24 protein-coding genes are annotated in these 26106 nt (G+C 37.0%); 18 read left to right on the top strand and 6 right to left on the bottom strand.

All coding sequences use genetic code 11. From position 1 onward, the window contains the following. Window positions 1-679 precede the first annotated feature (679 nt). The 6 genes from JAZ75_RS19120 to JAZ75_RS19145 all read left to right on the top strand — a co-directional run bounded on the left by JAZ75_RS19120 (window position 680) and on the right by JAZ75_RS19145 (window position 6655). Window positions 680-1807, top strand: a complete 1128-nt coding sequence (locus JAZ75_RS19120; RefSeq protein ID WP_208697609.1) for a glycosyltransferase — start codon at window positions 680-682, stop codon at window positions 1805-1807. After that, the gene (gene glf / locus JAZ75_RS19125; RefSeq protein ID WP_208697611.1) at window positions 1800-2903 is read left to right on the top strand and encodes a UDP-galactopyranose mutase; all 1104 of its coding nucleotides are present in this window, start codon (window positions 1800-1802) and stop codon (window positions 2901-2903) included. Before JAZ75_RS19120 ends, glf begins: the two co-directional genes overlap by 8 nt. Beyond that, window positions 2893-4110, top strand: a complete 1218-nt coding sequence (locus JAZ75_RS19130) for an amine oxidase (RefSeq protein ID WP_208697613.1) — start codon at window positions 2893-2895, stop codon at window positions 4108-4110. Before glf ends, JAZ75_RS19130 begins: the two co-directional genes overlap by 11 nt. 70 nt (window positions 4111-4180) lie before the next feature. Beyond that, window positions 4181-5317 carry an acyl-CoA dehydrogenase family protein gene (locus JAZ75_RS19135; RefSeq protein ID WP_208697615.1) on the top strand — a complete coding sequence of 379 codons (1137 nt, stop codon included), beginning with the start codon at window positions 4181-4183 and terminating at the stop codon, window positions 5315-5317. A 28-nt stretch (window positions 5318-5345) separates the two neighbouring features. Continuing rightward, window positions 5346-6071, top strand: coding sequence for a PIG-L deacetylase family protein (locus JAZ75_RS19140; protein ID WP_208697617.1), 726 nt, complete (start codon window positions 5346-5348; stop codon window positions 6069-6071). After that, window positions 6071-6655, top strand: coding sequence for a class I SAM-dependent DNA methyltransferase (locus JAZ75_RS19145; protein ID WP_208697619.1), 585 nt, complete (start codon window positions 6071-6073; stop codon window positions 6653-6655). Before JAZ75_RS19140 ends, JAZ75_RS19145 begins: the two co-directional genes overlap by 1 nt. Here JAZ75_RS19145 and JAZ75_RS19150 read toward each other — a convergent pair. Beyond that, window positions 6625-7809, bottom strand: coding sequence for a glycosyltransferase (locus JAZ75_RS19150; RefSeq protein ID WP_208697621.1), 1185 nt, complete (start codon window positions 7807-7809; stop codon window positions 6625-6627). The two genes, JAZ75_RS19145 and JAZ75_RS19150, sit on opposite strands and share 31 nt — an antisense overlap. 409 nt (window positions 7810-8218) lie before the next feature. Between JAZ75_RS19150 and JAZ75_RS19155 the strand changes: the two genes are divergently transcribed. Both JAZ75_RS19155 and JAZ75_RS19160 read left to right on the top strand, forming a co-directional pair. Further along, the gene (locus JAZ75_RS19155) at window positions 8219-8641 is read left to right on the top strand and encodes a hypothetical protein (RefSeq protein WP_208697623.1); all 423 of its coding nucleotides are present in this window, start codon (window positions 8219-8221) and stop codon (window positions 8639-8641) included. A gap of 194 nt (window positions 8642-8835) precedes the next feature. Beyond that, window positions 8836-9357: a ferritin-like domain-containing protein gene (locus JAZ75_RS19160; RefSeq protein WP_208697631.1), complete on the top strand. Its 522-nt coding sequence runs from the start codon at window positions 8836-8838 to the stop codon at window positions 9355-9357. A gap of 245 nt (window positions 9358-9602) precedes the next feature. Here the strand turns inward: JAZ75_RS19160 and JAZ75_RS19165 are convergent, their stop codons facing one another. Together JAZ75_RS19165 and JAZ75_RS19170 are read right to left on the bottom strand one after the other, a co-directional pair. Continuing rightward, window positions 9603-9821: a hypothetical protein gene (locus JAZ75_RS19165; RefSeq protein WP_208697633.1), complete on the bottom strand. Its 219-nt coding sequence runs from the start codon at window positions 9819-9821 to the stop codon at window positions 9603-9605. A gap of 72 nt (window positions 9822-9893) precedes the next feature. Beyond that, a complete protein-coding gene (locus JAZ75_RS19170) occupies window positions 9894-10394 on the bottom strand; it encodes an RNA polymerase sigma factor (protein ID WP_208697635.1) in 501 nt (166 codons plus the stop codon). Window positions 10395-10809: 415 nt separating this feature from the next. Between JAZ75_RS19170 and JAZ75_RS19175 the strand changes: the two genes are divergently transcribed. From JAZ75_RS19175 to JAZ75_RS19220, 10 genes are all read left to right on the top strand, one after another. Continuing rightward, on the top strand, window positions 10810-11490 hold the full coding sequence (locus tag JAZ75_RS19175; RefSeq protein WP_208697637.1) for a DUF6766 family protein: 681 nt from the start codon (window positions 10810-10812) through the stop codon (window positions 11488-11490). Window positions 11491-12126: 636 nt separating this feature from the next. Continuing rightward, window positions 12127-12783 carry a response regulator transcription factor gene (locus tag JAZ75_RS19180; RefSeq protein WP_208697639.1) on the top strand — a complete coding sequence of 219 codons (657 nt, stop codon included), beginning with the start codon at window positions 12127-12129 and terminating at the stop codon, window positions 12781-12783. A 440-nt stretch (window positions 12784-13223) separates the two neighbouring features. Continuing rightward, entirely contained in the window at window positions 13224-13598 is a 375-nt protein-coding gene (locus JAZ75_RS19185; protein ID WP_208697641.1) for a hypothetical protein, read from the top strand. A 269-nt stretch (window positions 13599-13867) separates the two neighbouring features. Then, window positions 13868-14671 carry a helix-turn-helix domain-containing protein gene (locus JAZ75_RS19190; RefSeq protein WP_208697643.1) on the top strand — a complete coding sequence of 268 codons (804 nt, stop codon included), beginning with the start codon at window positions 13868-13870 and terminating at the stop codon, window positions 14669-14671. A 100-nt stretch (window positions 14672-14771) separates the two neighbouring features. Next, complete coding sequence (gene estT, locus JAZ75_RS19195; protein ID WP_232789268.1) at window positions 14772-15641, top strand: macrolide hydrolase EstT; 870 nt, start codon at window positions 14772-14774, stop codon at window positions 15639-15641. Window positions 15642-16297: 656 nt separating this feature from the next. Next, window positions 16298-17476 carry a DNA polymerase IV gene (gene dinB / locus JAZ75_RS19200; RefSeq protein WP_208697653.1) on the top strand — a complete coding sequence of 393 codons (1179 nt, stop codon included), beginning with the start codon at window positions 16298-16300 and terminating at the stop codon, window positions 17474-17476. Beyond that, the gene (locus tag JAZ75_RS19205) at window positions 17466-20402 is read left to right on the top strand and encodes a DNA polymerase III subunit alpha (RefSeq protein WP_208697656.1); all 2937 of its coding nucleotides are present in this window, start codon (window positions 17466-17468) and stop codon (window positions 20400-20402) included. The genes dinB and JAZ75_RS19205 overlap by 11 nt, the downstream gene beginning before the upstream one ends. A gap of 63 nt (window positions 20403-20465) precedes the next feature. Continuing rightward, entirely contained in the window at window positions 20466-20939 is a 474-nt protein-coding gene (locus tag JAZ75_RS19210) for a hypothetical protein (protein WP_208697658.1), read from the top strand. Window positions 20940-21008: 69 nt separating this feature from the next. Beyond that, complete coding sequence (locus tag JAZ75_RS19215) at window positions 21009-21809, top strand: SOS response-associated peptidase (RefSeq protein ID WP_208697660.1); 801 nt, start codon at window positions 21009-21011, stop codon at window positions 21807-21809. 18 nt (window positions 21810-21827) lie between these two features. Continuing rightward, window positions 21828-22553, top strand: a complete 726-nt coding sequence (locus JAZ75_RS19220) for a hypothetical protein (protein WP_208697662.1) — start codon at window positions 21828-21830, stop codon at window positions 22551-22553. A gap of 198 nt (window positions 22554-22751) precedes the next feature. Here JAZ75_RS19220 and JAZ75_RS19225 read toward each other — a convergent pair whose 3' ends face one another. The 3 genes from JAZ75_RS19225 to JAZ75_RS26240 form a co-directional block, all read right to left on the bottom strand. Beyond that, a complete protein-coding gene (locus JAZ75_RS19225) occupies window positions 22752-23975 on the bottom strand; it encodes a hypothetical protein (protein ID WP_208697664.1) in 1224 nt (407 codons plus the stop codon). An 11-nt stretch (window positions 23976-23986) separates the two neighbouring features. Continuing rightward, window positions 23987-25258, bottom strand: a complete 1272-nt coding sequence (locus JAZ75_RS19230) for a DUF6161 domain-containing protein (RefSeq protein WP_208697666.1) — start codon at window positions 25256-25258, stop codon at window positions 23987-23989. A 697-nt stretch (window positions 25259-25955) separates the two neighbouring features. Further along, window positions 25956-26105 carry a DUF5989 family protein gene (locus JAZ75_RS26240; RefSeq protein ID WP_410528613.1) on the bottom strand — a complete coding sequence of 50 codons (150 nt, stop codon included), beginning with the start codon at window positions 26103-26105 and terminating at the stop codon, window positions 25956-25958. Window position 26106: the final 1 nt, after the last annotated feature.

Raw genomic sequence — 26106 nt, forward strand, 5'->3', positions numbered from 1 at the left:
ACATGACACAATTAAAAGCTGATTTTACATTTTTTTATGACAAAAAAGATCCAGACTGACTTTAGAAATTATAGACGTGATCATAATATTTTTTTCATAGCAACTCATATCTGATTCGTTTAAAATAGTAAATCAAATCCGGTCACTTCGAAAGTAAAAATATTTAAATCATCCGATCTGTAATACATAATTGTAATTTTTTAAACTAAAAATTTCGATAATTATAGTTGAACTTTTTTCCATAATCATTTGTACTTATAGCAAAATGTTGTAGAGCAGCTAAAGCAGCTCTTGCAAAACCATCAACAAACTTAAATCATAACAGATGATTGAACAAAAAAAATCAGCTCCAGAGTAACATGACCGGTAGATCATATGAAATTCAGTAGTTCATAGCTAAACCTCTTGTAGATAAAGATCTGCAAAACACGTTATTATTTCATTGTAAAAGGAGGATCAATTATGGTTATTATTTTTTGAAACAGTTCTATAGCCAACAATTTCGCAACCTAGTACGCTGGCTATTTATCCCAGCAATTCATTTAAGTACAAATTAATTTGGTATTTATTTATGTAAATACCAATATAATGGACTGTATCCAGTTAATAATAGTATTTCATTTTTAGAGATATTGTAAAATTGGATTAATAAAATCACTAACAATTAAATCACATCAAAATGCATAACTTATTATGTTTTAGTCATCTGTCCTGGAATTTTGTTTACCAGCGCCCACAACATCTTTTATCCAGATTTGCGAATATTTATCGGGTATTTTATTTTGAAGAACCCAGGATCGGACATGCCGATATGTACAGCGTTAGTGTCCAGGATAATGTAAATATTGTGGAGCTCATGATTACAAGTCATGATCCAACTACTAATTACAGAATCCAAATTCTAATCAATCAACTTTTAGAAGAATATAGTATTAAACATTACAGCTGCTGGTATTATACCCCAATGGCCCTTCAGTTTACCCGAAATCTCACACCGGACATTATTATTTATGATTCGATGGATGAGCTATCCGCATTCAGATTTGCTCCTCCACAGCTATTAGAGCTGGAGAATGAGTTGTTTAATAAAGCAGATGTCGTTTTTACAGGAGGACACACGCTGTACCAGGCAAAGAAAAACAGGCATCATAATATTCACGCAATGCCAAGTAGTATTGACAAAGAACATTTTGTACAGGCAAGAAGTGTACAGAATGATCCTGAAGACCAAAAGTCTATTGGCTTTCCGAGACTAGGATTTTTTGGTGTTGTAGACGAAAGGTTTGACATTGAATTACTACGTACAGTTTCAGCGCAGCGTCCAGACTGGCAATTTGTAATTATTGGGCCTGTTGTTAAGATTAATCCAGATGATTTACCTAGGGCCTCCAATATACATTATTTAGGTTCAAAAAATTATGCAGAATTACCATCTTACATTGCCCATTGGGATATCGCTCTTATATTATTTGCTTTAAATGAATCCACAGAATTTATAAGTCCTACAAAAACACCTGAATATCTAGCTGCTGGTAGACCAGTCATATCAACTGCAATAAAAGACGTTGTGCACCCTTATGGTAGTGCAGGTTTAGTTCAGATTATAGACAGCCCCAATGCCTTTATTTCAGTGGCCGAAAGAATATTTGCTAGCACTGAAAAAGATCACTGGTTGAAAATGGTTGATCATTTTTTAGAGAATGATTCTTGGGATCACACCTTTAATAAAATGAATGCACTTATTAATAAAGCAAAAATGAGGAATAACCACATTATAACAGTACAAAAGGAGATCGATCATGTATGATTTTTTAATAGTAGGTTGCGGATTTGCCGGCGCAGTTTTAGCAGAGCGTCTTGCAGCAGAAGGAAAAAAAATATTAATTGTGGATAAACGGAATCATATTGCAGGGAATGCCTATGATTATTACAACGAAGATGGTATCCTAATTCATAAATATGGACCTCATATTTTCCACACTAATTCTGAGGATGTTTTTCGGTATCTAAGCAGGTTTACTGAATGGCGACCTTATGAGCACAGAGTATTAGGCAGTGTAGATGGTTTATTGGTTCCAATTCCCATTAACTTGACCACTATTAATGAGCTATACGGTAAAAATCTGACATCAGATGAAGTTACTTCTTTTTTAGCATCAAAAGCTGAAAAAAGAAATCCTATTCTTACTTCCGAAGATGTTGTTTTGAATGCCGTTGGAAAAGAATTATATGAGAAATTTTTTAAAGGATACACAAAAAAACAGTGGGATCTAGATCCATCTGAACTTGATGCTTCAGTGACGGCCCGAGTGCCAACCCGAACGAATAAAGATGATCGCTATTTTACGGATAACTTTCAAGCAATGCCTAAAAACGGTTATACGGAAATGTTCAAAAAAATACTATCGCATAAAAATATTAGCATCATGCTTCAAACAGATTATAAAGATATTATTGATGTTATACCCTTTAGAACAATGATTTATACAGGTCCTATAGATTCATATTTTAATTTTTGTTATGGTAAACTGCCATATCGTTCCATTGATTTTAAATTTGAAACTTTTAATCAGGAAATATATCAGGAAACTGGAACAATCAATTATCCAACTTCTAATCTTTATACACGCATTACGGAGTTTAAATATCTGACTGGACAAAAGAATTCGAAAACTACAATTGTATACGAATATCCTACTGCCGACGGAGACCCATATTATCCAATTCCGAGAAAGCAGAATCAGGATGTCTATAATCAATATAGAAAACTTTCAGAAGAACATCCTAATGTATATTTCACAGGTCGTTTAGCGACCTATAAGTATTATAATATGGATCAAGTAGTAGCACAGTCTCTTGCACTATATCGCAAAATTAAAAATCAGGAAATATATGTTAATTAATGATTTTTCAGGCTCCCATCAGAATCCTTTTAAAAGTTTTCTGATGGGTGGGTTTGAATGTGCCGATCACCTTAATGCATTTGGCAATAGAGTAGATCTTTTCCATGCTTCAGGACATGATCGCTATTTAGAAGAAGACTTCGATCAGCTAAACGGACTTGGTATTCAAACAGTTCGTGAAGGAATTAGATGGAGTCATGTTGAAACGCAGCCCTACCAATACGATTGGTCAGTTGTAGAGCAAATTGTCGAAGTATCGCAACGTAAAAATATTCAAGTAATTTGGGACATCTGTCATTTTGGTTTTCCTGATGATCTGACTCCACTTCATCCCATGTTCGCTAGAAGATTTAGCCATTTATGCCGTGCATTTGTTACTAAATACCGGAGTTTGGTTCCCCATGGACCATTAATAGTGACTCCAATAAATGAAGTGAGTTTTCTTTCTTGGCTAGGAGGTGATGTCAGGGGAACGTCTCCTTACTGTGTCGGGCAGGGGTGGGAGGTTAAATATTCGCTTATGAAAGCCTACATAGAAGGAATAGAAATGATGAAAGAAGTTGATCCATCCATAAGAATATTGGTCACGGAGCCTTTAATAAGCATCGTAACCTCCAATCCTGCGAATATTTTGTCACTTGCGGAAGCTCAAAAAAAGCATCTTGAACAGTTTCAGGTCCATGATATTCTCACTGGAGCCATGTGTCCGGAGCTAAGAGGTAAACCTGAATACCTAGATATTATTGGCGTTAATTATTATTATAACAACCAGTGGTTCAATGAGACACATGAGTTTTTACCTTGGGCAGAGGAGCCAGCTCATCCCTATTATCGCACACTACATTCTTTAATTCAAAGCGTTTTTAAACGCTATGGTCGACCTGTCATTATTTCTGAAACTAGTCATCCTAAAGAAGACCGTGCCAAGTGGATTCATTCAATTACAAAGGAATGTATATCTCTACTGGAAGCAGAGATTCCACTTCTTGGATGCTGTATTTATCCAGTAGTCGACCGACCAGATTGGGATGATTTAGATGAATGGCACCATAGTGGACTCTATGATATTTTTAACACAAATTCTTTGGAAAGAGTACCCAACATAGATAGTATCATCGCTATTTCAAAATTTATGAAGCATATTAAGGCACTACAGCGCATCACTGATAATTTTAATGATCGTAAAAATGGAGTATATATAGAGTGATAAACCAATTAAGCTAAAAATATAAGTTATTTACATGGATGAGTAAAGTGCTGGATAAATTTTCGAAATAATGAATAAATCTAAAGTAGCAAAATTGGTGATGTCTGCTAAAATTATAGGAAAATCATCACTTTCTGAAGCTGCAGAAACTGACTCAGTTAGTTCTTTTGCGGAACAAACTTTGGTAAAAATAAAAGATACTGAACTGCTAACAGCATGTTTGCCTGTGAAATATGGTGGCCATAATGTAGGTTTACTACCAGGGACTAACTTGGCATTACTGGAAATTCTTAAATATATTGGAAAAGGTAATTTAGTAATAGGAAGAGTATTAGAAGGCCATTTCAATGCACAGCTCTTAATCAATCAATTTGGCACAGAAAAACAAAAAAAGCTTTTTGCAGCTGAAGCGTTTAAAGGTAAACTCTTCGGTGTCTGGAATACCCAATCAGAGTTAGGTACGTTCTTATCAAAAAAGAAAAATGGAAGTTATCATTTGAATGGTTCCAAAACTTTTGCTACAGGTAGTGATTATGTAACCCGACCAATTGTGACAGCAGCTAAAAAAGATGGATCTTGGCAGATGTGTGTTGTTCCTTTAGACGAAGTAAATGTAATAAGTGATCCCAGCTGGTGGAATCCAATGGGAATGAAAGCAAGCAGGAGTTTTAAAATGACATTTGTCAAAGCTCATATTACAAAAATAAATCTATTGGGATCAGCAGGAGACTATTATTTACAGCCTAGTTTTAGCAGTGGGTCAGTACGCTTTGCCGCAGTTCAGCTGGGGGCGGCTGAACAACTTTTAGATGAAACAAGAAAATATCTTAAAGCCTTAAAAAGGGTAGAAGACCCTTTTCAAAATATGCGCTTAGGTCAGATGGCAATTGAAGTAGAATCCGGAAATCTATGGCTTAATGCCGTGGCAACAAAAATGGATCATTATATGCAAAAGCCTTCTGTAAAAGAGGGGGAATGTTTTATTATTTACTGTAATATGATGCGCACTGCTATTGAGCAAATCTGTACCGAAGTAATGAATCTTTGTCAAAAATGCGTGGGTGCAAGGGGGCTTAATAAACCACATCATTTCGGAAGGATTATTCGTGATCTCAGTACCTATCTAAGGCAACCCGCCCCCGATGCCGTTTTGGAAGATGTAGGTAAATTTCTTTTAAAGTCCCATAATTCTTCTAGCAAAATCTGAAATTTAAGCTATTATAAAACAAAAAATTATGTTGCACTTCAATTTTGATCATATTCCCATGTCGCCAGAACATTATGTCGTAGGCTTTGGAACAACTCTTATTGTTGCTCCGCACGCAGATGATGAGAGTTTGGGTTGTGGAGGTGTTATTTCACTTTTACGGAAATATGGGCAGATCGTTTATATCGTCTTGTTAAGCGATGGGACTTTGTCACATCCAAATAGTAAAGAATATCCAGCGGCTAAATTGCGAGATCTACGTGAGCAAGAACTGATCAATGCCGCTGGAATTCTTGGCGTATCTGAAGAAAACATTTTTTTCTGCCGATATCCAGATAGAAATGTACCTACTAAAAATGATGAAGCATTTGAGGAAGCGGTAGAAAATATATCTACTAAGCTGGATTTGCTACAGCCTCAAACTATTTTTGTTCCTTGGCGTCGAGATCCACATCCTGACCACAAGGCTGCTTTTCAAATATTAAACGCTGCAACAACTCCAGGTATTAAAATTTATGAATATCCGATTTGGCTTCAAGAATTAGGAGAATTAGCAGATAATCCTACCAGTAACGAGTCGATGCCTTTTTGTTTAGATATAAGCACTGTACTAGTTCAGAAACAAGAAGCTATTGCACAATATCGTTCTCAAATTACTGATTTGATTAGTGACGATCCAGAAGGATTTCGTCTGGCTAATGAAATGCTTAGTCAATTTAATGTACCCTATGAGACTTTTTTTATATCCAAATAATGAATCAAAAAAAATCATTAACTTCTGACTATTTCAATGCTATTTATGAGAGCAACGAAGATCCCTGGGATTTTGAAACCAGCGCATATGAAGCCGAAAAATATGTGTCTACGATAACAGCTTTGCCGAATAAACATTATGAAAGTGTTTTAGAAGTTGGTTGTTCTATTGGAGTTCTCACCATGCTTCTAGCCCGACATAGTACTAATTTATTGGCTATAGATATTTCGCAAAAGGCGTTAGATATCGCCGCTAGACGCTGTAATAAAATAAGTAATATTACTTTTAAAAAAGCAAGTTTTCCAAAGGAATTGCCTGAGCATCAATTTAATTTGATCGTAGTTTCAGAAGTAGCTTATTATTTAACAGAAACAGATTGGCAATCTGCTATAGAATGTTTATATTCCAAACTACCGTGTGGCGGTCATGTAGTTCTAGTACATTGGCTTCCTGAAGTTCACGATTATCCACAAACAGGAGATCAAGTACATGACACTTTTCAACGATTGATGCAACATAAAATGGAAAATATATTCTCCAATAGGACAGAAAACTATAGAATTGATGTTTGGGGGAAATTATGATAAGCATATTCTTTAAGTTTGATCATTAAGTCTGTAATTGCTTTATCAATATGTACCGCAGGAAATTCCTCTTGACAATTGACTTGTTTTAATATAATTATTTTTTCAAACCATTCTCCAAAATATCTCGTATTATTAAAAGTTTTATACACTTCCTCAGTTAAGGACATTTCCGGAACTATTTTTCTGATCTCCTGGTAGAAATCGAATTCGGGACAGTGTTTTAGTTCCCACATGGTCCTTAGGTTTCTCTTCATTGTGAGCCTATTGATTATAGACGGACAAGATTCCACAAAATATTCGTCCACTTGCTTTCCCAAATTTTTCCATTCATTCAATTGGTAGGATAGACCTATTTCTGTTCTGCCTATGCATCTTGCAGACGTATAAACTTTCACTTTATAACTATGTCGGATTTTAGCATCAACACTTTCTAGACGTTCAAAAAAAGCGCAGTCCTCCAGGTAATTTACAATAGGGACTCCTCCCGATCTTAAATAGCAATCTGTAGTAATAGCAAAACTACCATTGAAATGTTGATGATGTCTCGGTGAGGGGTCAAAAGATGGATTTAGAATTCTAGCTTCCAGCTCTGCAATCAAAAGGTGATATTTTTCGTCTTTAAAATGGAGTAAACGAGTATATTCATCAAGACCCTCTAACTCATCATCAACAAGTAAAATTCTCCCACCCACACACTCTGCACCATTTTCAATTTCCCAACAGGTTTGAGCAATCCAATCCTGAGCTACTATTGTATCACTATCGGTAGTAAGGATGATACCACCACCATTTTTAGCTAACCTGAAATAGGCGCATTCCATAAGTTTTCTACGTACATAGCCAATATTTGCTTGGGCGGGCGGTAATGTCACCTCTTCCAGATAAATGTTTAGATTTGGATGTTTGTTTCGGAAATCTTTAATATAGGCAACTGAATTATCAGAACAATTATTAGCCAGGAGCAAGATTTCAAATTGATCTACAGGCAGTGGTTTCCCTAAAATATCAACTTGTTGTACAAAGGAATTCAATGTTTTTAAAATGTAATTTTCCTCGTTTTTGACAGGGATTACGATAGAGCTTTTTATGGATGGCATCACCTCTAATTGTGAGAAGAAAATGTCCTTAGTATTTGGTGAGAAATTGTTCATATTATAGTTATTATTCCAGGTGCAGTGATAACTTGCAAATGGTTTATATATAAAGGTTTACTCAGTTACTTAAAAGAATCTTGTACCGTCATTAACACCTGGGAGATACAAACATTACAATGCTAATTTATTACAATTCTAATGCCATTTTGTAATTTTATACAGCACTTCAATAAGAAATTTTAAAGTATACAACTTATTAGATATTACGTCATTGCAGCGATCTTAAATTATAAAATAAAAACAAAAAACTCACAGTTTTAACCTCTTTTTTCATTATTTTTATATACGGTAAAGTAAAAGAAAATTAAAATTTATTCTCGGACTATCTTTACTTTAAAAGATGCGATTACCGGAAATTACAATTCTATCAATAAGGTCTGATTGACGTCCTGAAAAATTTATTAACATGATTAATATTAAAATCAAACGTGAAAAGATGAATGCTGTTTTTATGAAACATCATTTAAAAGGTTTGCCATTCGATGCTGTCATACACCATTTCAGTGAAAAAGATGAAAACGAACATATACATGACCATCCATTTAGTTTTACCACGCATATTTTAAAAGGCAGTTATGTGGAAAAGATTTATGAAATTCACGAAGATGGAACTTACACTTTTTCAATACATCATAGGCAAGAAGGAAGTTCACATTTCGTTCCTGCAGACACTATTCATGAGATTATTGAGCTACCCGAAGGAGAGTGTTTCACGATAATCAGGCCTTATGAAAGAACAAGAGATACCTATTTTTACAAGTTTGAGAACGGAAAGGTGTTCACCAGACGCTGGAACCAACGGAAATTTAGAGAAGTTGTAAATAAATGATTCAATAAGCAGCAGAATATCTTATATATACTGATGTCTGATAATAACCGATCCGGTTAAAAAACATAACTTATAGCAAGCCGTAGTTTTTACCTGCAATTTGAATTTTATACCCAATATTAATCTTTTTGTGAACTATTATTCGATTCAACCGGTTATTACCGTATCTAAATGTAAAATTAAACTATACGATTATGGCTAGAAAAAACAAATCGGGCGAAATGCCAAATGCACATTTACATGAGTTATTTGTTGACGAATTAAAAGATATCCTAGGTGCTGAACGACAATTGCTGAAAGGACTCAAAAAATTATCAGAGTGTGCCCATAGCGATACGCTAAAGGAAGCTTTTAAAACACACTATAAGCAGACCGAAGGCCAGATAGAACGGTTAAAATCCGTATTTTCCAGCTTAGATTTGACCGCTAGAGGAAAAAAATGTAAGGCAATGGAAGGTCTTTTAGAAGAGGCCGACGAAATTATGGAAGAGTTCCAAGACAGTCCTGAGGTATTAGACGCAGCTTTAATTTCTGCGGCTCAGAAAGTTGAGCATTATGAAATTGCAAGTTACGGTTGTTTGGTTACTTACGCTAAATTGATGGAGCATACAGAGGCAGAAGAACTTTTGGCAGCTACACTTGCCGAAGAGAAAGAAACGGATGTTCTACTGACTGAAATCGCGATGGATGAAGCCAATGTAGGAGCTGTTCAATAAAAGTTTGACAGACTTTTCAAATAAAAAAGCTGATTCTTTTGAATCAGCTTTTTTATTTGAAAGGTTAAATACTTTATTATATTTCCATTAAGATGATATCTTGATCATTAAAGATCTGGTTAAAAAAAATCTCCGAGCACTAATGGTTGTACCATCGTCTTGGAGATTAAAATATATAACTACGTAATAAGCTATATTTAAGAAAATAATAACGCCTCTATCTAAATAAAAGGTTTGAAGTTTACCTATCGAGTTGTTGGGAGAACACCATTTGATGATTGTGCCGAGTTTGAATCTAGATACTCAACGATGTTGCTTGTATCTTGCATGCTGGTATCCTGATGCAAGCCTGTATCCGAAGGCAGACTATCCATATTATTTTGATCTTTATTTGTACTATTACCACAAGCTGATGCTAAAATTATACCTGTTAGAGCACCAAAAATGAATGTCATTCTTTTCATGATTAAATTGTTTAGTGAAACTTATTATTTATAGTATGTAGTCATTATTTACTGGCTTTTTGAAAAATGGCGTCAATTAATCTGATACATTTTCAATTTTTGTTTTAACGTTTTTCTAATGACATGGATCCGCGATTTAACCGTTCCTTCAGGAAGATCATAAGTTTCCGCTATTTCCTGATATTTGTAGCCTTCCAGATACAATCGAAATATATCTGCATTTTCCTGCGATAAACATTCGATAGCCCTGTTTATATCATCCTGTATCGTCTTGTTTTCTGTTTGATTGATGGCTACACTATCGAAATAATCAGTATGAATATACTCATCGTAGATAACATTTTTTCGCTTTTCGCGGCGGTATTGATTAATGTAGATGTTTTTCATAATGACATAGAGCCAGGTCATTAATTTAGGATCATTGATAAATTTATGAATTGATTTTAACGCGCGAATAAAGGTTTCCTGAACCAAATCTTCCTTTTCATCGTAATCGGATGTAAACTGACTGGCAAAGTGGTTCAATTGTTGTCTTTTTTCCTGGAACAAGACATTTAAATTTGCATTTTCCATATAATTTACCTTATTAATACATTACTTAATTGATATTAAAATAACGCCTATTAAGCTACAATAGTTTAAGGCCGATAATCGTGAAGGAAAAAAAATAGCACCATGTGTGTAAAATACGGTTATCGTTTTACTTCAAGAAAAGCATGTCATTTCTACTACAAAGTGGCTTTCTGAATTGTTTTATCTTTTTTAAAGCATTTTAATGAGAAATGAAAATAGGTGTTTGTTTTCATTAAATACGCATTTAACACATAGTTGGTGTAACACACAAAATTAATACTTCGCATCTTTAAAAACCAGCTTTTTACATAGAAAACACTTTAAAATTATAATTAATGAACTTTTATACGAGATAAGGGATTCTTTGGTTAAAAATTCAGATAATCTACTTATCACCGTTAACAAAAGGAGTAAAATGGAAAGTTTACAAAACAAAAATCAAAAAACCTTTCTGTATCGCAACAGTTTGTCTATTGTATTTATAGCGCTATTTGTTATTGCAATAGGAGCACAAGTTTATTTTGGATGGCAGGAGCATAACCAGAAATTAGCAGAGTTGGGAGCACCGGCCATTGCATTGACCCGTTATTTAACTAGTGGGCATTTTTTTTCGGCAACTTTTGAAAATTTCCAAAGTGAATTTCTACAGATGGCCTTATATGTTATCCTTACTATTTCGCTCAGGCAGATTGGTTCTGCCGAGTCAAAAGATATCGAAAAACCAGAAGAAGTGGACCGAGACCCGGACCCTACAAAGCCCGACGCTCCGTACGCTGTAAAACGCGGAGGCTGGCGATTGTCGATTTACCAAAATTCTCTGGCCATTTCTTTTATTTTGTTATTTCTGATCAGTTGGGCAGGACATTTATACGGCAGTTTTATTGATTATAATCAAGAGCAGCTCCTTAAAAATGAGCCTGTAAAAACTTTAAGTGATTTTATAAAAGAACCTCTTTTTTGGTTTGAAACATTTCAAAATTGGCAAAGTGAATTTCTATCTGTTTCATCAATTGTAATTTTAACTATTTTTCTCCGTCAAAAAGGTTCTCCTGAATCCAAGCCTGTGGATGCCGGGCATCTGGAAACAGGTAAATAAGCACCACATGTTAAATCTGTACATGGTGCCTGTTGGTAAGACCGTAAGTATGATCGGTGATTTAGTGGCCGAATACATTTTCCACACCGTTGGTTCAAGATCTTTTAAGAGGCCTCGACCTTTACCTCATCGAAGGGAAAGTGGTACAGGAGGGGGCCTGGCCGTCTCTGGAAGCCAGTAAAGGTCATATCTTTTTTTAATTTTTTCAAATAGTGGTCTTTTCAATAATTACTTTTTGTTTTTCTCTTACTCTTCTTCGTTTTAAAATAAGAGAGTGGTCAAGCTAATAAAAATTCCAATTAGTATGGTGATCCTCATGATCAGACCTATTTGTATAATTTATGAATCTAGCTTTATGTATATAATTACTATTGGGTATTATTTATATTTGACTTTCAAATAGAAGGAGCTATCACCGTAAGTACCTCGTCTAACGTAATTATAGAGAGACTCTGTTGACTATTTTGCTAATGCTGTCCATGATACATTATTAGCAATTATCAGCTTGAAACAAACATTATGTCGTTTCGTTTGTAATATTATTATTACAAACAAGAGTGCTATACGCTGTTATTCGGTGATGATTTAACTCTTCGGTTTGGCAATTCTTATATTTTTTTACTAAAAAAGACCAAGATGATAAACATTATTTTAGCGGATGATCACGATGTTGTGCTGACCGGACTGAAATTATTGATAGAATCACAACAAGATATGATGGTTGTTGGAGAAGCTAAGGATGGAGAGGCTGTATTAAAAATTTTAGAAGCAGGAAACCTACCAGATCTTCTTATTACAGATTTGCAGATGCCAGGTATGGATGGCTTTGAACTGGTCGCTCGAGTAAAGGATTTGTATCCAAGTATAAAAATCATTATTCTTAGTATGGAAGATGATGTTTCAAATATTATGAAATCTTTCAATTTAGGAGCTAATGGTTATTTAACGAAAAATGTAGATTTTGACGAGTTGTTTTTTTGCATTAGGCAAATCATGAAAGGGTTACAGTTTGTATGTGCTGAGATGACATTATCGATTCTTTCAAATCTTCAGAAATATCCAGCTACCTATCAAGAGCCAAAGCAAATTGTAATAGAAAGTGGACTGACAGAAAGAGAAATTGAAATTTTACGTCTAATCGGAGAAGGATATAGCAATGTCGAAATTGCAAATAAACTATTTCTGAGTAAACGTACTGTAGAGGGGCATAGACAACGTTTACTTGATAAGACATCACTTAAAAACACAGCCTCTCTCATTAAATACGCCGTGAACACCGGACTTATTGCTTAGGTTGAAGCCTCATTTATTTCTATTCGCCGCTTGCTGTCGGATGCTTTATTTACGGCGTTCTTAAATCTTCTGCTACCCCTTACCTGCCAGCCATTGCATGCCATACACGAGTCGTTTCACATTGTTCCAAATCGTGATTCTTCATTCATTTCAGCATGATTAAACTAAATAAAGTTCTGGACTTTACTTTCCGTTTTAAAGAATGTTTTAAATTATGGCATGTCTTTACAGTAAGCTCTGCTTTTGAATGGATTTATAACCTGATTATTTATATATAAACAGATTTATGTATAATATTTTGTATAAAATTTTGAATTGTAAGAAGGTGGAAATTGGATTGTTATTTTTAGGTTAAGATCTTCATATTCTTATTTGTGGTATAATCGTAGCCGTTATGGCTTAAAATTTGAGAGAGTAAGTCTAGCGAAAAAAATCTAAATATGGCAGAAGTTAATAAAACATTTGAATTTCACTACGAATTGGAAGACAAGATATATTCCGTTAAGGGAATTATTGCTTCATTTGATTGTAATGAAGAAGCCAGTCTTGAAAACTTAAATTTGGAACGTTACAAAGATTCAATATATAATGTTTCACTTGTTTCCGAGCCCGCTTCAAATTTAGAAATTTTTAATTTGCAGCATCCAGTAGTGTACATTATCGGATATAACGAGCAAGAAGGTCAATTAGGATATATTATCGAAAAAAAATTTGTACCAGAGCAGGGAGAGAATGATTTGGTAAATCTGATTAGTGCAAGCATTTTAGAAGTACTTCTCATAAATGGTGATTCAGGTCATTTTACAGACCAATAAATCCTTTATCCTTTACCATCCATTTCAAACTCACTCGTAGTAACTTTTCAGGAACAAGACTACCGTGACTTTATACTGCAGCGGTTTGAGTGCCACGATGTTTAAAGCATTTTGCTTTAATTTTAGTACTAGTCAGAGAAATCGAATTAAAAAACCGATCCTGAGCAAAGTACTTTATAACATTTTGCTCAAAAGAAGTAATTTTCAAGTGCCGTGAATTTTGATTGTCCCATGGTATTTTTGTATATTTTGTCTTTTAAATTACGGTAATGGAATACATAAAAATCTATCCTAAATCCAGTATTAAACATCTCGTTCAATTTTTTTGGAATTTTGAAGGAGATTTCACGAAAACATCCTTGTATTACCATTCATCTGTGGCATCCATATACCCTAAATTGGCTTTTCAGTATATCCCAGGAATGATGATCATGGAAAATGGCGAACAAAACAAGTTGTTTGTGAGTGGGTTTCAATCACAAACAAATTCCTTCTATCAACTGTCTTCCAATCAAAGAGTCGGAATTTTTGGTGTCTATTTTCAACCTCATGCCATTAGTTTGCTTTTTAATATTCCAGCTTATGAAATTACTGGTGAAAATTTGGAAATAACGCAACTTTTGGGAAAAGAGGGTGTTTTTCTAGAAGAGCAAATATTAAATTGTAAAAGTACACAGCAAAGAGTTGAAATTATAACTCGTTTTATTGAAAACAGGCTAGATCATTTATCGCCGAATTTTAAAAATACGATTAACACAATCAGTTATTTGATTCTCCATGATGGAAATGCGAAGATGTTTGATTTGCTTAACAGTCAATACCTGTCCCAAAGACAATTTGAACGTAAATTTAAATTTCTGACAGGATTCTCTCCCAAATATTTTTCCAGAATAGTTCGTTTTGAAAGGAGTATCACAAATGCATATTATAATCAGCAATTCTCATTGACACAGCTTGCCTTACATTCAGGGTATTTCGATCAAGCGCATATGATCAGGGATTATAGAACGTTCACCGGTAAGAATCCCTCAGCATATTTCTCTGAAGACCAATCTCTTTTTATCAGGGAATAAATGTCGAATTTGTACAATTTTAGTTTATTGGCAGGTGGTAATTTTGAGAATGAAAAGGTTTAGATTTTTAGTACTCATTTCTATTTTAACAAACAGTTGTATGAAATCACAAAAAGAAAAAATAATTACCAACAATGATGTTTCTCTCTGCACTGAACATTTTGGAGATCAAAATAATCCCGCTATTTTATTAATTGCAGGTGCCACTGTATCCATGCTGTATTGGGATGCAGGATTTTGCAAGCAATTAGCTGATAAGGGATATTTTGTCATCCGATACGACAATCGAGATGTAGGTAAATCTACCACCTACTCGACAGATTCCATTTCTTATGATATTACGGACCTGGCCGATGATGCTGTTCATATTTTAGATGCATATAGAATAAAGAAAGCAACTTTAATGGGCATTTCTTTAGGAGGTTTAATTGCACAGATTATAGCGATTAAAAATGCAGATAGAATTAATTCACTTATTTTGATGTCTACGGGTATATGGGGAACAGCAGATATTATTATTCCCGAAATGGACAAAGAAGTAATCAACCTGCAGCGTAAAGCGGAATATGTAAACTGGGATGATGAAAAGGCTGTTGTTGATTATATGTTGCAATACGCTCATCTTATGGCAGGTCTTAAGCCCGTGGAGTATGAAAGGGAAGAAAAACGCGTTAGGGAAGAGTTTAAGAGAGCAGTTAATTACCAAAGTATGTTCAACCATTCCATGGTGGGGGGAGGAGAAAGCTATTATAACAGACTACATGAAATCAATGTCCCCACTCTGATTATTCATGGTACGCACGATAAAATTTGGCATTTCGAACATTCCAAAAGTTTATTGGCAGAAATTAAGCATTCACGACTATTAAGGTTGGATGGAACAGGTCACGAATTGAATTATAATGATTGGAATATGATTACGACAACGATCAGCCAATTTATAAAGTCAACATTTAAAGAAATCCTATGATTTTTGTTTTTGATTGCAATATCTTTAATTGTTTTCATGAGTAAAATGGATTCTGACCCACAAGTAGTACTACTACCATTCAGGGGAGAGAAGTCCTGCGTTATTTTGATCCCATTTCAGCAACAGCTGTTATTGGAGCCAATGCTTTGAGTGCAATCTGGAGCGAACTCCGTAGGTAGCTTCGGTGGCTGCCCACGCAATTGTAACGTATGTCCAAGCTCGCCATAAGCTATTTCAATAGTTTTATCTCTTTATATAGTCCAATGATTAGTTTTTATCATCATTTAAATGATTCATTTATTTGATCAATGTTTAACAAATTTATTTTGACTTATTTCTTCTTGTCTTAAATACCAGTTCTTCCAATCTGATGATAAATGAATTAAATGTACCGATAAAAGATAGTATTTCCGGAGGAATAGGCAGTTTTATAAACTTCTTTTGCTTTATCGTTAGTCACTAAATCCTCAATCTTTCCTTTATAACATCAATCCTTACACTATGCTTAACTAAATATTTTAGTCTTGTAATTCAGTTGTTTATCAAAATGTGTAAATTTCACACCTATTTTAGCTAAATATATTAGTATATTTGATCGAGTATTTATACCTTTAAGGTATAAAAAAACAGACGGGATAGAGATGATTTTTTAGGAAATGGAACGGAATATAGTGCATTGTGATCTTGACACATTTTTTGTGTCCGTAGAGCGTTTGCTCAACGTAGGGCTGGTGGATAAACCTGTGCTTATCGGTGGGATTTCCGATCGGGGTGTGGTGGCATCCTGCTCGTACGAAGCACGGAAGTATGGCGTACACAGTGCCATGCCCATGCGGCTGGCCTTGCGTATGTGTCCCGAAGCCATCATTGTCAGGGGCGATCATGACCTGTACAGTCATTATTCCTCTATGGTCACCGAGATTATCGAAGAAGTGACACCTGTGGTTGAAAAAGCCAGTATCGATGAGCATTATCTCGACGTGACCGGTATGGACCGCTTCTTTGGTTGCTGGCAGTGGACGCAGGAACTACGGCAACGCATTATAAAAGAAACAGGATTACCCATCAGCTTTGGACTGTCCGTCAATAAAACCGTCAGCAAGATCGCTACGGGTCAGGCCAAACCGTCTGGGGAACTGTTTGTCAACAGTGGTACCGAAAAAGGATTTTTGGCACCGCTTTCCATACGCAAGATTCCGATGGTAGGCGAGAAGTCCTACACCTTGCTCCGCAATATGGGTATCAGCAAGATCGGCACCCTGCAGCAGATGGAAGCTTTCACCATGAAACATGTGATGGGGGAGAATGGAGTCACCATCTGGCGAAAAGCAAACGGGCTCGACGACTCCCTTGTGCTGCCATTTCGGGAGCAGAAATCCATGAGCAAGGAAACAACTTTTCAGCAGGATACCATTGATATGGATCTCCTACGCCGTACACTGATCGGTATGGTCGATACCCTTGCATTTGAGCTTCGAAAAGATCAGAAACTCACCAGCAGTATCACCCTCAAAATCCGTTACAGCAATTTCGATACCCATACCCAGCAGGTCAAGGTAGCCTTCACCAACTCGGATAAGCTCATTACCGAAAAAGTAATGGCACTTTTTAAAAAGCTGTACAGCCGGCGCATGCTTATCCGCCTTATCGGAATCAAGTTTTCCAACCTCATCTATGGCGCCTATCAGACCGATCTGTTCAATGACAGCAGTGACGAAGTCAACCTGCTACAGGCCATGGACAGGATCCGCATGCGTTACGGTAGCCAGTACCTGATGAAAGGCATCTGCGCTCCAGAACCACCATCAAGGAAAGGAGGTGACCATGCTCCTTAATCTGCACAGCTATTACAGCTTACGCCATGGTACGCTCAGTCTCGACGAACTGTTGGAAGGCATGCTTGCAAATGGCTACGATACTGCCGTGCTCACCGATATCAACAACAGTACCGGTTCCATAGACTTTATCCGCAAAGGCCAGCAGGCAGGACTCAATATTCTGGCGGGTATGGAATTCCGTCAGGACGACACCTGCTGTTTTATCGCTATCGCACAAAATGAAAGGGGCTTTAGCGAGATCAATGCCTACCGTACACAGCTCAACTTCGAGAACGCAAAAGTTCCATTGCAGGCTCCAGAATTCAAGGAAGTATTTGTCATTTACCCGTTAGAGCGCATGGGAAGTTTTGCGCTGAAAGACTACGAATACATCGGTATCCGTCCGTCGGAGCGGAGCAAGGCCATCCTGATGGATAAGCAGTTGCTTTCCAAAGCCGTTATACTGGCACCCGTAACATTCCGCACGGCAGATCATACCTTTCATCGGCAGCTCCGAGCTATTGATCACAATCTGCTCATCTCACAGCTCTCGGACGAACAAGTAGCACCTGTCGATGAAGTCTTTGTACCCAAAGCACGGCTGATGAAAATCTATGCCGATCTGCCACAGCTCTTGAACAACACCCATCAGCTGTTGGCACAATGCCGCTTTCAGATGGATTTCCAGAGCGTGAAGAACAAGGCCACCTTCACCGGAAATCGCTACAACGATAAACAGCTGCTCCTCAAATATACCGGAGACGGATTCGAACACCGCTATGCCAAGAACGACCCCGTAGCCCGGGAACGCATCGCATGCGAACTCGAGATCATTGAAGAGCTCAATTTCTCCAGTTACTTTCTCATCACCGACGATATCTGCCGTTATGCCCGCCATCGCGACTACCATTACGTAGGTCGCGGTTCCGGAGCCAATTCCGCAGTTGCTTACTGCTTAGGTATCACCGATGTCGATCCCATTGCCCTCAAACTGCCTTTCGAACGTTTCCTCAATCCCAAGCGTAAAAGTCCGCCCGATTTTGATGTAGACTTTAGTTGGCGGGACCGTGACGATATGTACGACTATATTTTCAACCGTTATCAGCACGGCTATACCGCGCTAATGGGAGCGATGAGCACCTTTCGGTCTCGGAGCATCCTGCGTGAGCTTGGCAAAGTCTATGGTCTTCCCAAATCCGAAATTGACCGTCTGGTGCACGAACCCGAGCATATGCTCAATAAAAATGAAGTGACCAATACCATCTTGAGCGTCTACAACCGTATGGCCGATTTTCCCAATCAGCGGACCATCCACGCCTCCGGAGTGCTTATTTCCGAACAGCCATTGGTCAGTTATTGTGCGCTCGACTATCCGCCCAAAGGACTGCCGACCATGCAATTTGATATGTATGTCGCCGAAGAAATCGGATTTGAAAAATTCGATATCCTGTCCCAGCGCGGTATCGGGCATATTAAAGACTGCCGGGAGATCGTGCATGCCAATCAGGGCATCACGATTGATACCCGTCAGCCAAAACGCTTTTTTGAAGACCCCCATATTGCGCAGCAGCTCCGCTCGGCCAATACCATTGGCTGTTTTTACATCGAGAGCCCCGCCATGCGGCAGCTGCTCACCAAACTGCACTGTGACGATTACCTTACGCTCGTTGCCGCATCCTCCATCATCCGACCCGGTGTATCGAGCAGCGGCATGATGGCTGCCTTTATCCAGCGGCACCATGACCCCAGTCAGGTGGTATACCCACATCCCGTATTCAAAGAGCAGCTGGAAGAAACCTATGGCGTGATGGTCTACCAGGAAGACGTGATGAAGATCGCCAATGCCTACGGCGGGCTGGATATGGCCGATGCCGACGTCCTCCGTCGTATGATGTCAGGAAAATACCGGAGCAAAGATCACCTCATCGAGATCGAGGGGAAGTATTTTGACAACTGCAGAGCGAAGGGTTATGACGAAAAAGTGAGTCGGGAGATCTGGCGTCAAATGGAGAGTTTCGCAGGATACTCATTCAACAAAGCCCATTCCGCCTCCTTTGCTGTCGAGAGCTATCAGAGTCTCTACCTCAAGACCTACTTTCCACTCGAATTTATGGTCAGCGTGCTCAACAATTATGGCGGTTTTTATAACCGCAAAGTTTACGTTAATGAAGCCCGTGTTGCAGGGGCTACTATATGTTTGCCCTGTATCAACCGGTCGGAATATCAGACCAGTATCCATGGTCGCGATATCTATCTCGGTTTTGACTGCATGCAGCACGTAGAATCCAAACAAGTTGAACGGTTAATAGAAGAACGCACGTGTAATGGGCTGTACCAGAGCCTTGAGCAGTTTATCAAGCGAACAGGTACAGGACTTGAGCAATTGATCATTCTTATCCGTATCGGTGCATTCCGAAGTTTCGGTAGCAGTAAAAAAGAACTCCTTTGGGAAGCACATCTTTTGTTGAACAAGCATACAAAAGCAAGCCCAAGTGCCGAACTGTTTGAATCCAATAGCCGTAAACCCGTTTTGCCCCCTTTGGATAGTCATATCCTGGAGGACTATTATGATGAGATGGAGCTTATCGGTTTCTGTGTCAGCGGTACGCTGTTTGATCTCGCTCGGAGTGATTTTCGAGGCGATGTGCAGAGTCGTGAACTGATGGATCACGTAGGTAAGACTGTACGTATGGTAGGCGATTTTGTGGCCGAGAAGTTTGTCAAGACCAAGCGTGGTGAGCTGATGAAATTTGGCACCTTCCTCGATATCGAAGGCAAGTTTTTCGATACAGTACATTTTCCACCATCGCTCGTGCAATATCCATTGCGAGGAGCAGGTATCTATCTTATCGAAGGGAAAGTCGTGCAGGAGTTTGGCTGTCCGTCATTGGAAGTGATCCGCTGCGCCAAGATGCCCCTTAAGCCAGATCCACGGAGTATATAGCGGTAAATGCCGTGAAATATCTATTGATATTCCTTATATTCGTATCAACAACACGATACCGTTATGCTATACAATCCATTCGAACAACTCACTCGTGCTACTTTTCAGGAATTTCTGGAACAGGGCTACCGTGATTTTGTACTGCAGCGTTTCGAGTGGCCCGATGTTACAAAAGGAACAGGCTTTCTGCTTTCGCCGTATTGGTCAGCCGAAGAAGCACATGCACATGCTGCAGAACTGGGGCCCAAGGAAGGGAAAGCCATACAGATACCGGCAGATGCCCATAGCATACAGCAGTTATTGGAAACCAATTCCGGCTATCGCATCTTCAACAATCGCTTTCGCGAAGAAAAGTGGGACAAGCGCATGTTACGAATGTACGAAAGCAAGATTGTCGGTTACGTGCGTAACCAGACTACCTTCAAGAGGAAAGATCCGATCGATATCCTCTTTACCCTCGAACATGGCCGCGTATGGGCGATCATTACCGATGGTAAGACACAAAAAAAAGTCAGGGCTATGGAACTCATCAGTTAATAGCCGCAGGCAAAACAAATGAATACATCACCGTGTTTAACAAGAAACATACTATCAATATAAAGAACTATGTGCTGGGACATATCACTTCATACCGATCTTGAAATCGTCAAGAAAGCATTCCCTAAGTTACGGGACGAACGCAAACAGCTCGAATACGACTACCGTTATTTTGAAAACGTGCAGGCCATCACCTTTCCCGCATATCCCATTATCTACAAAGACAAAGAAGGCGAGGAGCTGGGTTTACTTGAAATGGAGTGGGGCGTATTGCCCACGTACATCAAGGACCCCAAAGAACAGGAAGACCGCCGCCGCAATATGATCAATGTGCGGAGCGAGCGAATCCTTGCCGATAGCAAGTCGTATTGGCATAGACTCAAAAATCAACGTTGTCTTATCCCCGTATCTGGAACCTTTGAGCACCGCAAAGTGCACGGATGGAAAAAGAAAGTACCCTATTTCATTGGAGAGAAAGGAAGAGAAATCTTCTATATCCCAGGTTTATACCAATGGCACGAGATTGTTGACCAGGAAGGAGAGATCCATAAAATAGGAAGCTTTGGTATGCTTACCCGTGAAGCCAATACCGTTATGGGCCAGATCCATAACGATGGACCGAACAAAAGACGTATGCCCTTATTCTTAACACCTGAGCTCGAACAGCAATGGCTCCATGCCCAAGATGAAGAAAGCCTGATGCCCGTTTTCAATTATGAGATGCCCGATCAGGCCTTAGAATACTATCCAGTCTATACCTTGAGAGGATATCCCAACAGACCAGATGGGAAGCATCGGTACGAGCCCTATCAATGGTCAGATCTGCCACCTTTAGGACAGGATGGACCCATGCAGCAAAGTTTGTTTTAGTGATATGTGTAAGATCTTATGAAGTTTGTCCCCCTGAGCAGAATTATACTATTAGAATTAAAGCGTAACGGTTATAACATTTTAACATCTAAAAATACAGTTGACGACGAAAACCCAACATGGTATCCGTTAACTGTACCTGATGTTGATGATTATTTGTTACACCTAGATTGTAGTGGAAGCATTGTTCCTATGGAAGAGCAAGCGCTATTGGTCATTGACGATGCACTTGCCAATATAGATGAAGGGCAGCTTTTAGGAGAAGTATTTATAGAAATAGATCATTTAGAAGAATTGGAGGATAAGATCCAGTTTTACGGCAAGCAGTATAAGTTTATCTCCAATCCAGAATATTATGTTTTTTCATTCGATCCAAAGCGGGTCTTAATACGCAATTATGCCTTACGTACAGGCAATCATCTTCTGTATTTAGCTTATATTGGTGTAAATTATCCCACTCATATCATAGATGAGATGCAAGATCTTGAAGATCTAACCCGTTCCCTGATCTGTCTAGATCAGGAGCAGGCAAGAGAATGGTTTAGCAAACATGATGTTACTATGGTACAGTCAGATATCTCGATATATGATAAGGACGCTATTTTAACCATTTTTTTACTTGGAACGGATCAACAAATAACGATTCCTTTAGAAGAAAAGGATGAGCTGGTTTATAATTTGATGCACACAGAAGACCTGCTGCAACTCCGTGATCTATTCTGGATAGATCCAAGAATAAATTAAAGGTTCATTAGTTCAATATTATTTTGGACAAAATATACAGAGAAGTACTCGAGATAAATTTAAAGAATTTTCTAAAAGAATAAGCCTGTAGAATATGCTAAAATCTTTTGATAGAAAGTTGTTACTTACATTGTGTTTTTTTCGCAATGTCAGAAATATTGTGCTTCATTAGTGTATTTGACAATTTATGCTGTATTTTTAGTTAAGTCCAAAACGGGTCACCCTCTGATGGAGATATTGGTGACGGTCTATAAGATTATCGTACGTTATTAGTTTTACTCGTTTTTGACCATAAATTAAGCCTTTATTAATAAGTTCTTGATTTCCCTCTCTATCATCTTCTCTTCCCATTAGTAAACTTAGTTTAAAGTCTAATGAGAATGTATCTATTCCTTCATTTTTTAGTCGTTTAGCTATTTCTTCTTGATTTATTTCGGATGAGAAATAGTTATTATATTTGTTGCCGACTTGATTAAAATAACGTTGAGCCTGTTTTAATATTCTAGGAATTTTAGTCTTGGTGACAAATCTTTCATTAGGAAGTTTCACTTCAAATATTTCGTCCTTAGCTAGGCTGTAATCATGTTTAAAATTTATAAAGTCACTTTCAACATACTTTTTCCCCTTGGTATAATAGAAGTGTTTCTCATAGAGTGATTTATAGTAGTCCTCACCTTTAAGTAGGTGTGCATTTGCTGTTAATAATTTGTGAATATCTTTTTCTTTCCTATGTGATCGATTATTTTCGTATTGCCTAAGCATTTTAAGTATATTTTCACCTGTAGCTTCAACTATATTAGTGCTGTTTCCTACCCAAATATAATCTAATCGCTTGGTGTTGTGATGGAATTGATCAGAGAGAACACGAAGTTTATAAGATCGTCTTTCCAGTACTTTAAAGTCTAGTAGGAACTTTCCCTGACTATCAATATCTAAATCATCCAAATCTGATTTTAATTTATCTAACCAACTGTCTAGCCCGCTAGCAAGTATATTGTTGCTTACGCCTATTCTTCTGTAATCACTTGGTTTTTCAATAATTCCATTATGATACTTAGATCTTTTCGATTCAGAAGTAAACCAAGAAGTATAGTAATCTTCATTAATTATCATGTCATTGTTCATAATGAAAAAAGGTATGGCGCTCAATTTGAAATTTCTTATTGAATAGCTCTCCTTAGTACTGCGTAACCAATCAGCTAGCTGGTTGATTTCTTCTTGAAATGAAGTCGTAGTATAATCCATGATTATAAAGTCTAAATGCTTTTGTTTCGCTATAATAGTATCAGTAAGGAAGTCTTTAGCACTATTAACAGAATATCTAACTGTAATATCCTCTTTTGATTCTATATAGTCTCCTTCAAACATCCTGAAGTATGATGGTGGAAGTGGAGTTTCTTCGCTAATTAGTAATACTTTCATGAGAAAATGAATTATGTCTTAGTTATCAAATTTGAAATATTAGGCATAGTGGGAGAGGAGTCCTCCTTTAGCAATCCTGTATCAGATCTGCTGAAGAGAGATTGTAGAATAATCTTCCGTTCTTCCTTATCCAGGGCGCCATTCTCAATCATTGATAAATATAAATAGGTGAGTTTTTCTCTTTCTTCCGCATCGCGGGCTAAATGGTAATTGCTAAACATGAATTTTAAAAGTGCTCTTGCAACGACAAAGAATATAGAGACAAAAACAACAAAGATAATTGACCAACGTATTGCGGCACCTTTATTTCCATTGAATATCGATACCATCAGATCTGCTGGTGTGTGCCATAACAATAAATAAACTGCACATGCGAAAATGAGTGACACAGATAGAATTCCTGTTAATAACCAATTACCCTTTGTTCTCAATTCTTTAGCACGTGTGGTCCAATATTTGATCGGTTCGTCTAATTCTACCTTACTACGATAACTCGCTTGAATGTTATTGATTCCTTCTTGAGATTCTTTTCTGAATACCTCAATTGCTCCTTTCTCACTTATGAACCAATCTGCCACTAATTTCTCTTTTGTAGTTTTAAATTCTTCAAGTTCATCTGTACGATCTTTGAAATCCTGTTTCAATTTGGAAATGTGGGTGGTTAACTCATTTTCATAATCACTAGATAGCGACTCAAATCGAGAGCGCAATCTATCGAAAGAATTTTTTTCTTTTACTCGTCGATTGAATATATGCGAATTGTCTTGATTACGAAATTCATAAGCCATTATCATACCTTCAAATGAATTAGTTGAATTCATAGATTGATTACCCCCAACGAAATAATAATAGGCAGAGTCGACTAAATGCGGATTTTTACTTCTAAGCGCTATAAGAAATTCGACTTCTGGAGAATCAAAAGGAAAGGGAGTAGTATTTCTAAGGTTTTTAATATTATTTAATATATCTCTGGTGAACAATGAGATTATTGTCTTTTCCGAATTATTTTGGTTCTGAAGCTCTTGTGTTATAAAGCGCTGTAGGGAAATTAATATATCTTTAAAATAACTATGACTACTATTAAGAATTGTGGGGGCCGATACCTTTAGATCTTCCCATCCTTTAAACTGATCATAAAAATACTTGTAAATATTATACAAACCTTTTAGTTCAAATTGAACATTTAGATAAGGATAAGAAATGTTACAACTAACATCGTTTATTTTTGATACAAAAACAGAGTTACTAATTAAATCTCGAGCTTCTAATAGAGGTAATGCCATAACGACTTTCTTTGGTTAATATCTTCAGGTATTATTTCATAAATTTACTTAAAACATTAACTCAAAACAAGCATTGTTTGTAGTAAAGCTAGTAAATATCTCACGTGCTTAGAATCTACTATTTTCACCAATTTTTATATACCGATAAATACGTTTAGCGATTATTAAAGTTATCCATGTGGACTCGGCCACGAAGAATTACGGATTGATCGTGCGTTTTGCTAAGTGTTAAGGTTTTAGTATTTTAAACGTTATTACTTCGAAAGAGCGATTGTTTATACTTCATTTCACTTGAAAGAGTCTTTGTTTCACTAACACTGTAAATATGGAATTACCACAATTTATCGAAATACGTTTTATCGATTTTTTCAGAACTATCTAGAAAAGTACTTTTGTATCCCTTTTTTATCATCATAATATCTTTTTTTCCTAGTAGTCTTGAAAGTAATGCTATTGGAGTTAGAATAAGGAAGAATACACTAATGAGAATGGCTTTCTGTACGATTTCACCAATTATATGAGTAATTTTTAATAAAACAAAATGTATTATGCCAGTAAATTTGCCAGATATTAAGCTTAGTAAAGAAATTATTAGAGCAATCCACAACAATATGAAATGGTTGTTAAATAAAAAGATTAAAATTAACATTGCTATAATAACAATAGCAGAATCTTTTTTGTTTCTAGTCATTGCTAATTAAAATATGGTGTAAATGAAAGGAGCTAATGCACTATTTCCACCAACAACTATAATCAATCCAATTATTAGCAATATGATGATTATTGGTAAAAGCCAGTATTTTTTTCTTTCCTTAATATAATCAAATAGGTCTTTTAAAAATTCCATA

Source organism: Sphingobacterium sp. UDSM-2020 (assembly GCF_016132525.1).
GTDB lineage: Bacteria > Bacteroidota > Bacteroidia > Sphingobacteriales > Sphingobacteriaceae > Sphingobacterium > Sphingobacterium anhuiense.

Coding starts and splice junctions, on each gene's coding strand:
- JAZ75_RS19120 (WP_208697609.1), top strand. CDS start 680: ATGCATAACTTATTATGTTTTAGTCATCTGTCCTGGAATTTTGTTTAC.
- glf (WP_208697611.1), top strand. CDS start 1,800: ATGTATGATTTTTTAATAGTAGGTTGCGGATTTGCCGGCGCAGTTTTA.
- JAZ75_RS19130 (WP_208697613.1), top strand. CDS start 2,893: ATGTTAATTAATGATTTTTCAGGCTCCCATCAGAATCCTTTTAAAAGT.
- JAZ75_RS19135 (WP_208697615.1), top strand. CDS start 4,181: ATGAATAAATCTAAAGTAGCAAAATTGGTGATGTCTGCTAAAATTATA.
- JAZ75_RS19140 (WP_208697617.1), top strand. CDS start 5,346: ATGTTGCACTTCAATTTTGATCATATTCCCATGTCGCCAGAACATTAT.
- JAZ75_RS19145 (WP_208697619.1), top strand. CDS start 6,071: ATGAATCAAAAAAAATCATTAACTTCTGACTATTTCAATGCTATTTAT.
- JAZ75_RS19150 (WP_208697621.1), bottom strand. CDS start 7,809: ATGAACAATTTCTCACCAAATACTAAGGACATTTTCTTCTCACAATTA.
- JAZ75_RS19155 (WP_208697623.1), top strand. CDS start 8,219: ATGATTAATATTAAAATCAAACGTGAAAAGATGAATGCTGTTTTTATG.
- JAZ75_RS19160 (WP_208697631.1), top strand. CDS start 8,836: ATGGCTAGAAAAAACAAATCGGGCGAAATGCCAAATGCACATTTACAT.
- JAZ75_RS19165 (WP_208697633.1), bottom strand. CDS start 9,821: ATGAAAAGAATGACATTCATTTTTGGTGCTCTAACAGGTATAATTTTA.
- JAZ75_RS19170 (WP_208697635.1), bottom strand. CDS start 10,394: ATGGAAAATGCAAATTTAAATGTCTTGTTCCAGGAAAAAAGACAACAA.
- JAZ75_RS19175 (WP_208697637.1), top strand. CDS start 10,810: ATGGAAAGTTTACAAAACAAAAATCAAAAAACCTTTCTGTATCGCAAC.
- JAZ75_RS19180 (WP_208697639.1), top strand. CDS start 12,127: ATGATAAACATTATTTTAGCGGATGATCACGATGTTGTGCTGACCGGA.
- JAZ75_RS19185 (WP_208697641.1), top strand. CDS start 13,224: ATGGCAGAAGTTAATAAAACATTTGAATTTCACTACGAATTGGAAGAC.
- JAZ75_RS19190 (WP_208697643.1), top strand. CDS start 13,868: ATGGAATACATAAAAATCTATCCTAAATCCAGTATTAAACATCTCGTT.
- estT (WP_232789268.1), top strand. CDS start 14,772: ATGAAATCACAAAAAGAAAAAATAATTACCAACAATGATGTTTCTCTC.
- dinB (WP_208697653.1), top strand. CDS start 16,298: ATGGAACGGAATATAGTGCATTGTGATCTTGACACATTTTTTGTGTCC.
- JAZ75_RS19205 (WP_208697656.1), top strand. CDS start 17,466: ATGCTCCTTAATCTGCACAGCTATTACAGCTTACGCCATGGTACGCTC.
- JAZ75_RS19210 (WP_208697658.1), top strand. CDS start 20,466: ATGCTATACAATCCATTCGAACAACTCACTCGTGCTACTTTTCAGGAA.
- JAZ75_RS19215 (WP_208697660.1), top strand. CDS start 21,009: ATGTGCTGGGACATATCACTTCATACCGATCTTGAAATCGTCAAGAAA.
- JAZ75_RS19220 (WP_208697662.1), top strand. CDS start 21,828: ATGAAGTTTGTCCCCCTGAGCAGAATTATACTATTAGAATTAAAGCGT.
- JAZ75_RS19225 (WP_208697664.1), bottom strand. CDS start 23,975: ATGAAAGTATTACTAATTAGCGAAGAAACTCCACTTCCACCATCATAC.
- JAZ75_RS19230 (WP_208697666.1), bottom strand. CDS start 25,258: ATGGCATTACCTCTATTAGAAGCTCGAGATTTAATTAGTAACTCTGTT.
- JAZ75_RS26240 (WP_410528613.1), bottom strand. CDS start 26,105: ATGGAATTTTTAAAAGACCTATTTGATTATATTAAGGAAAGAAAAAAA.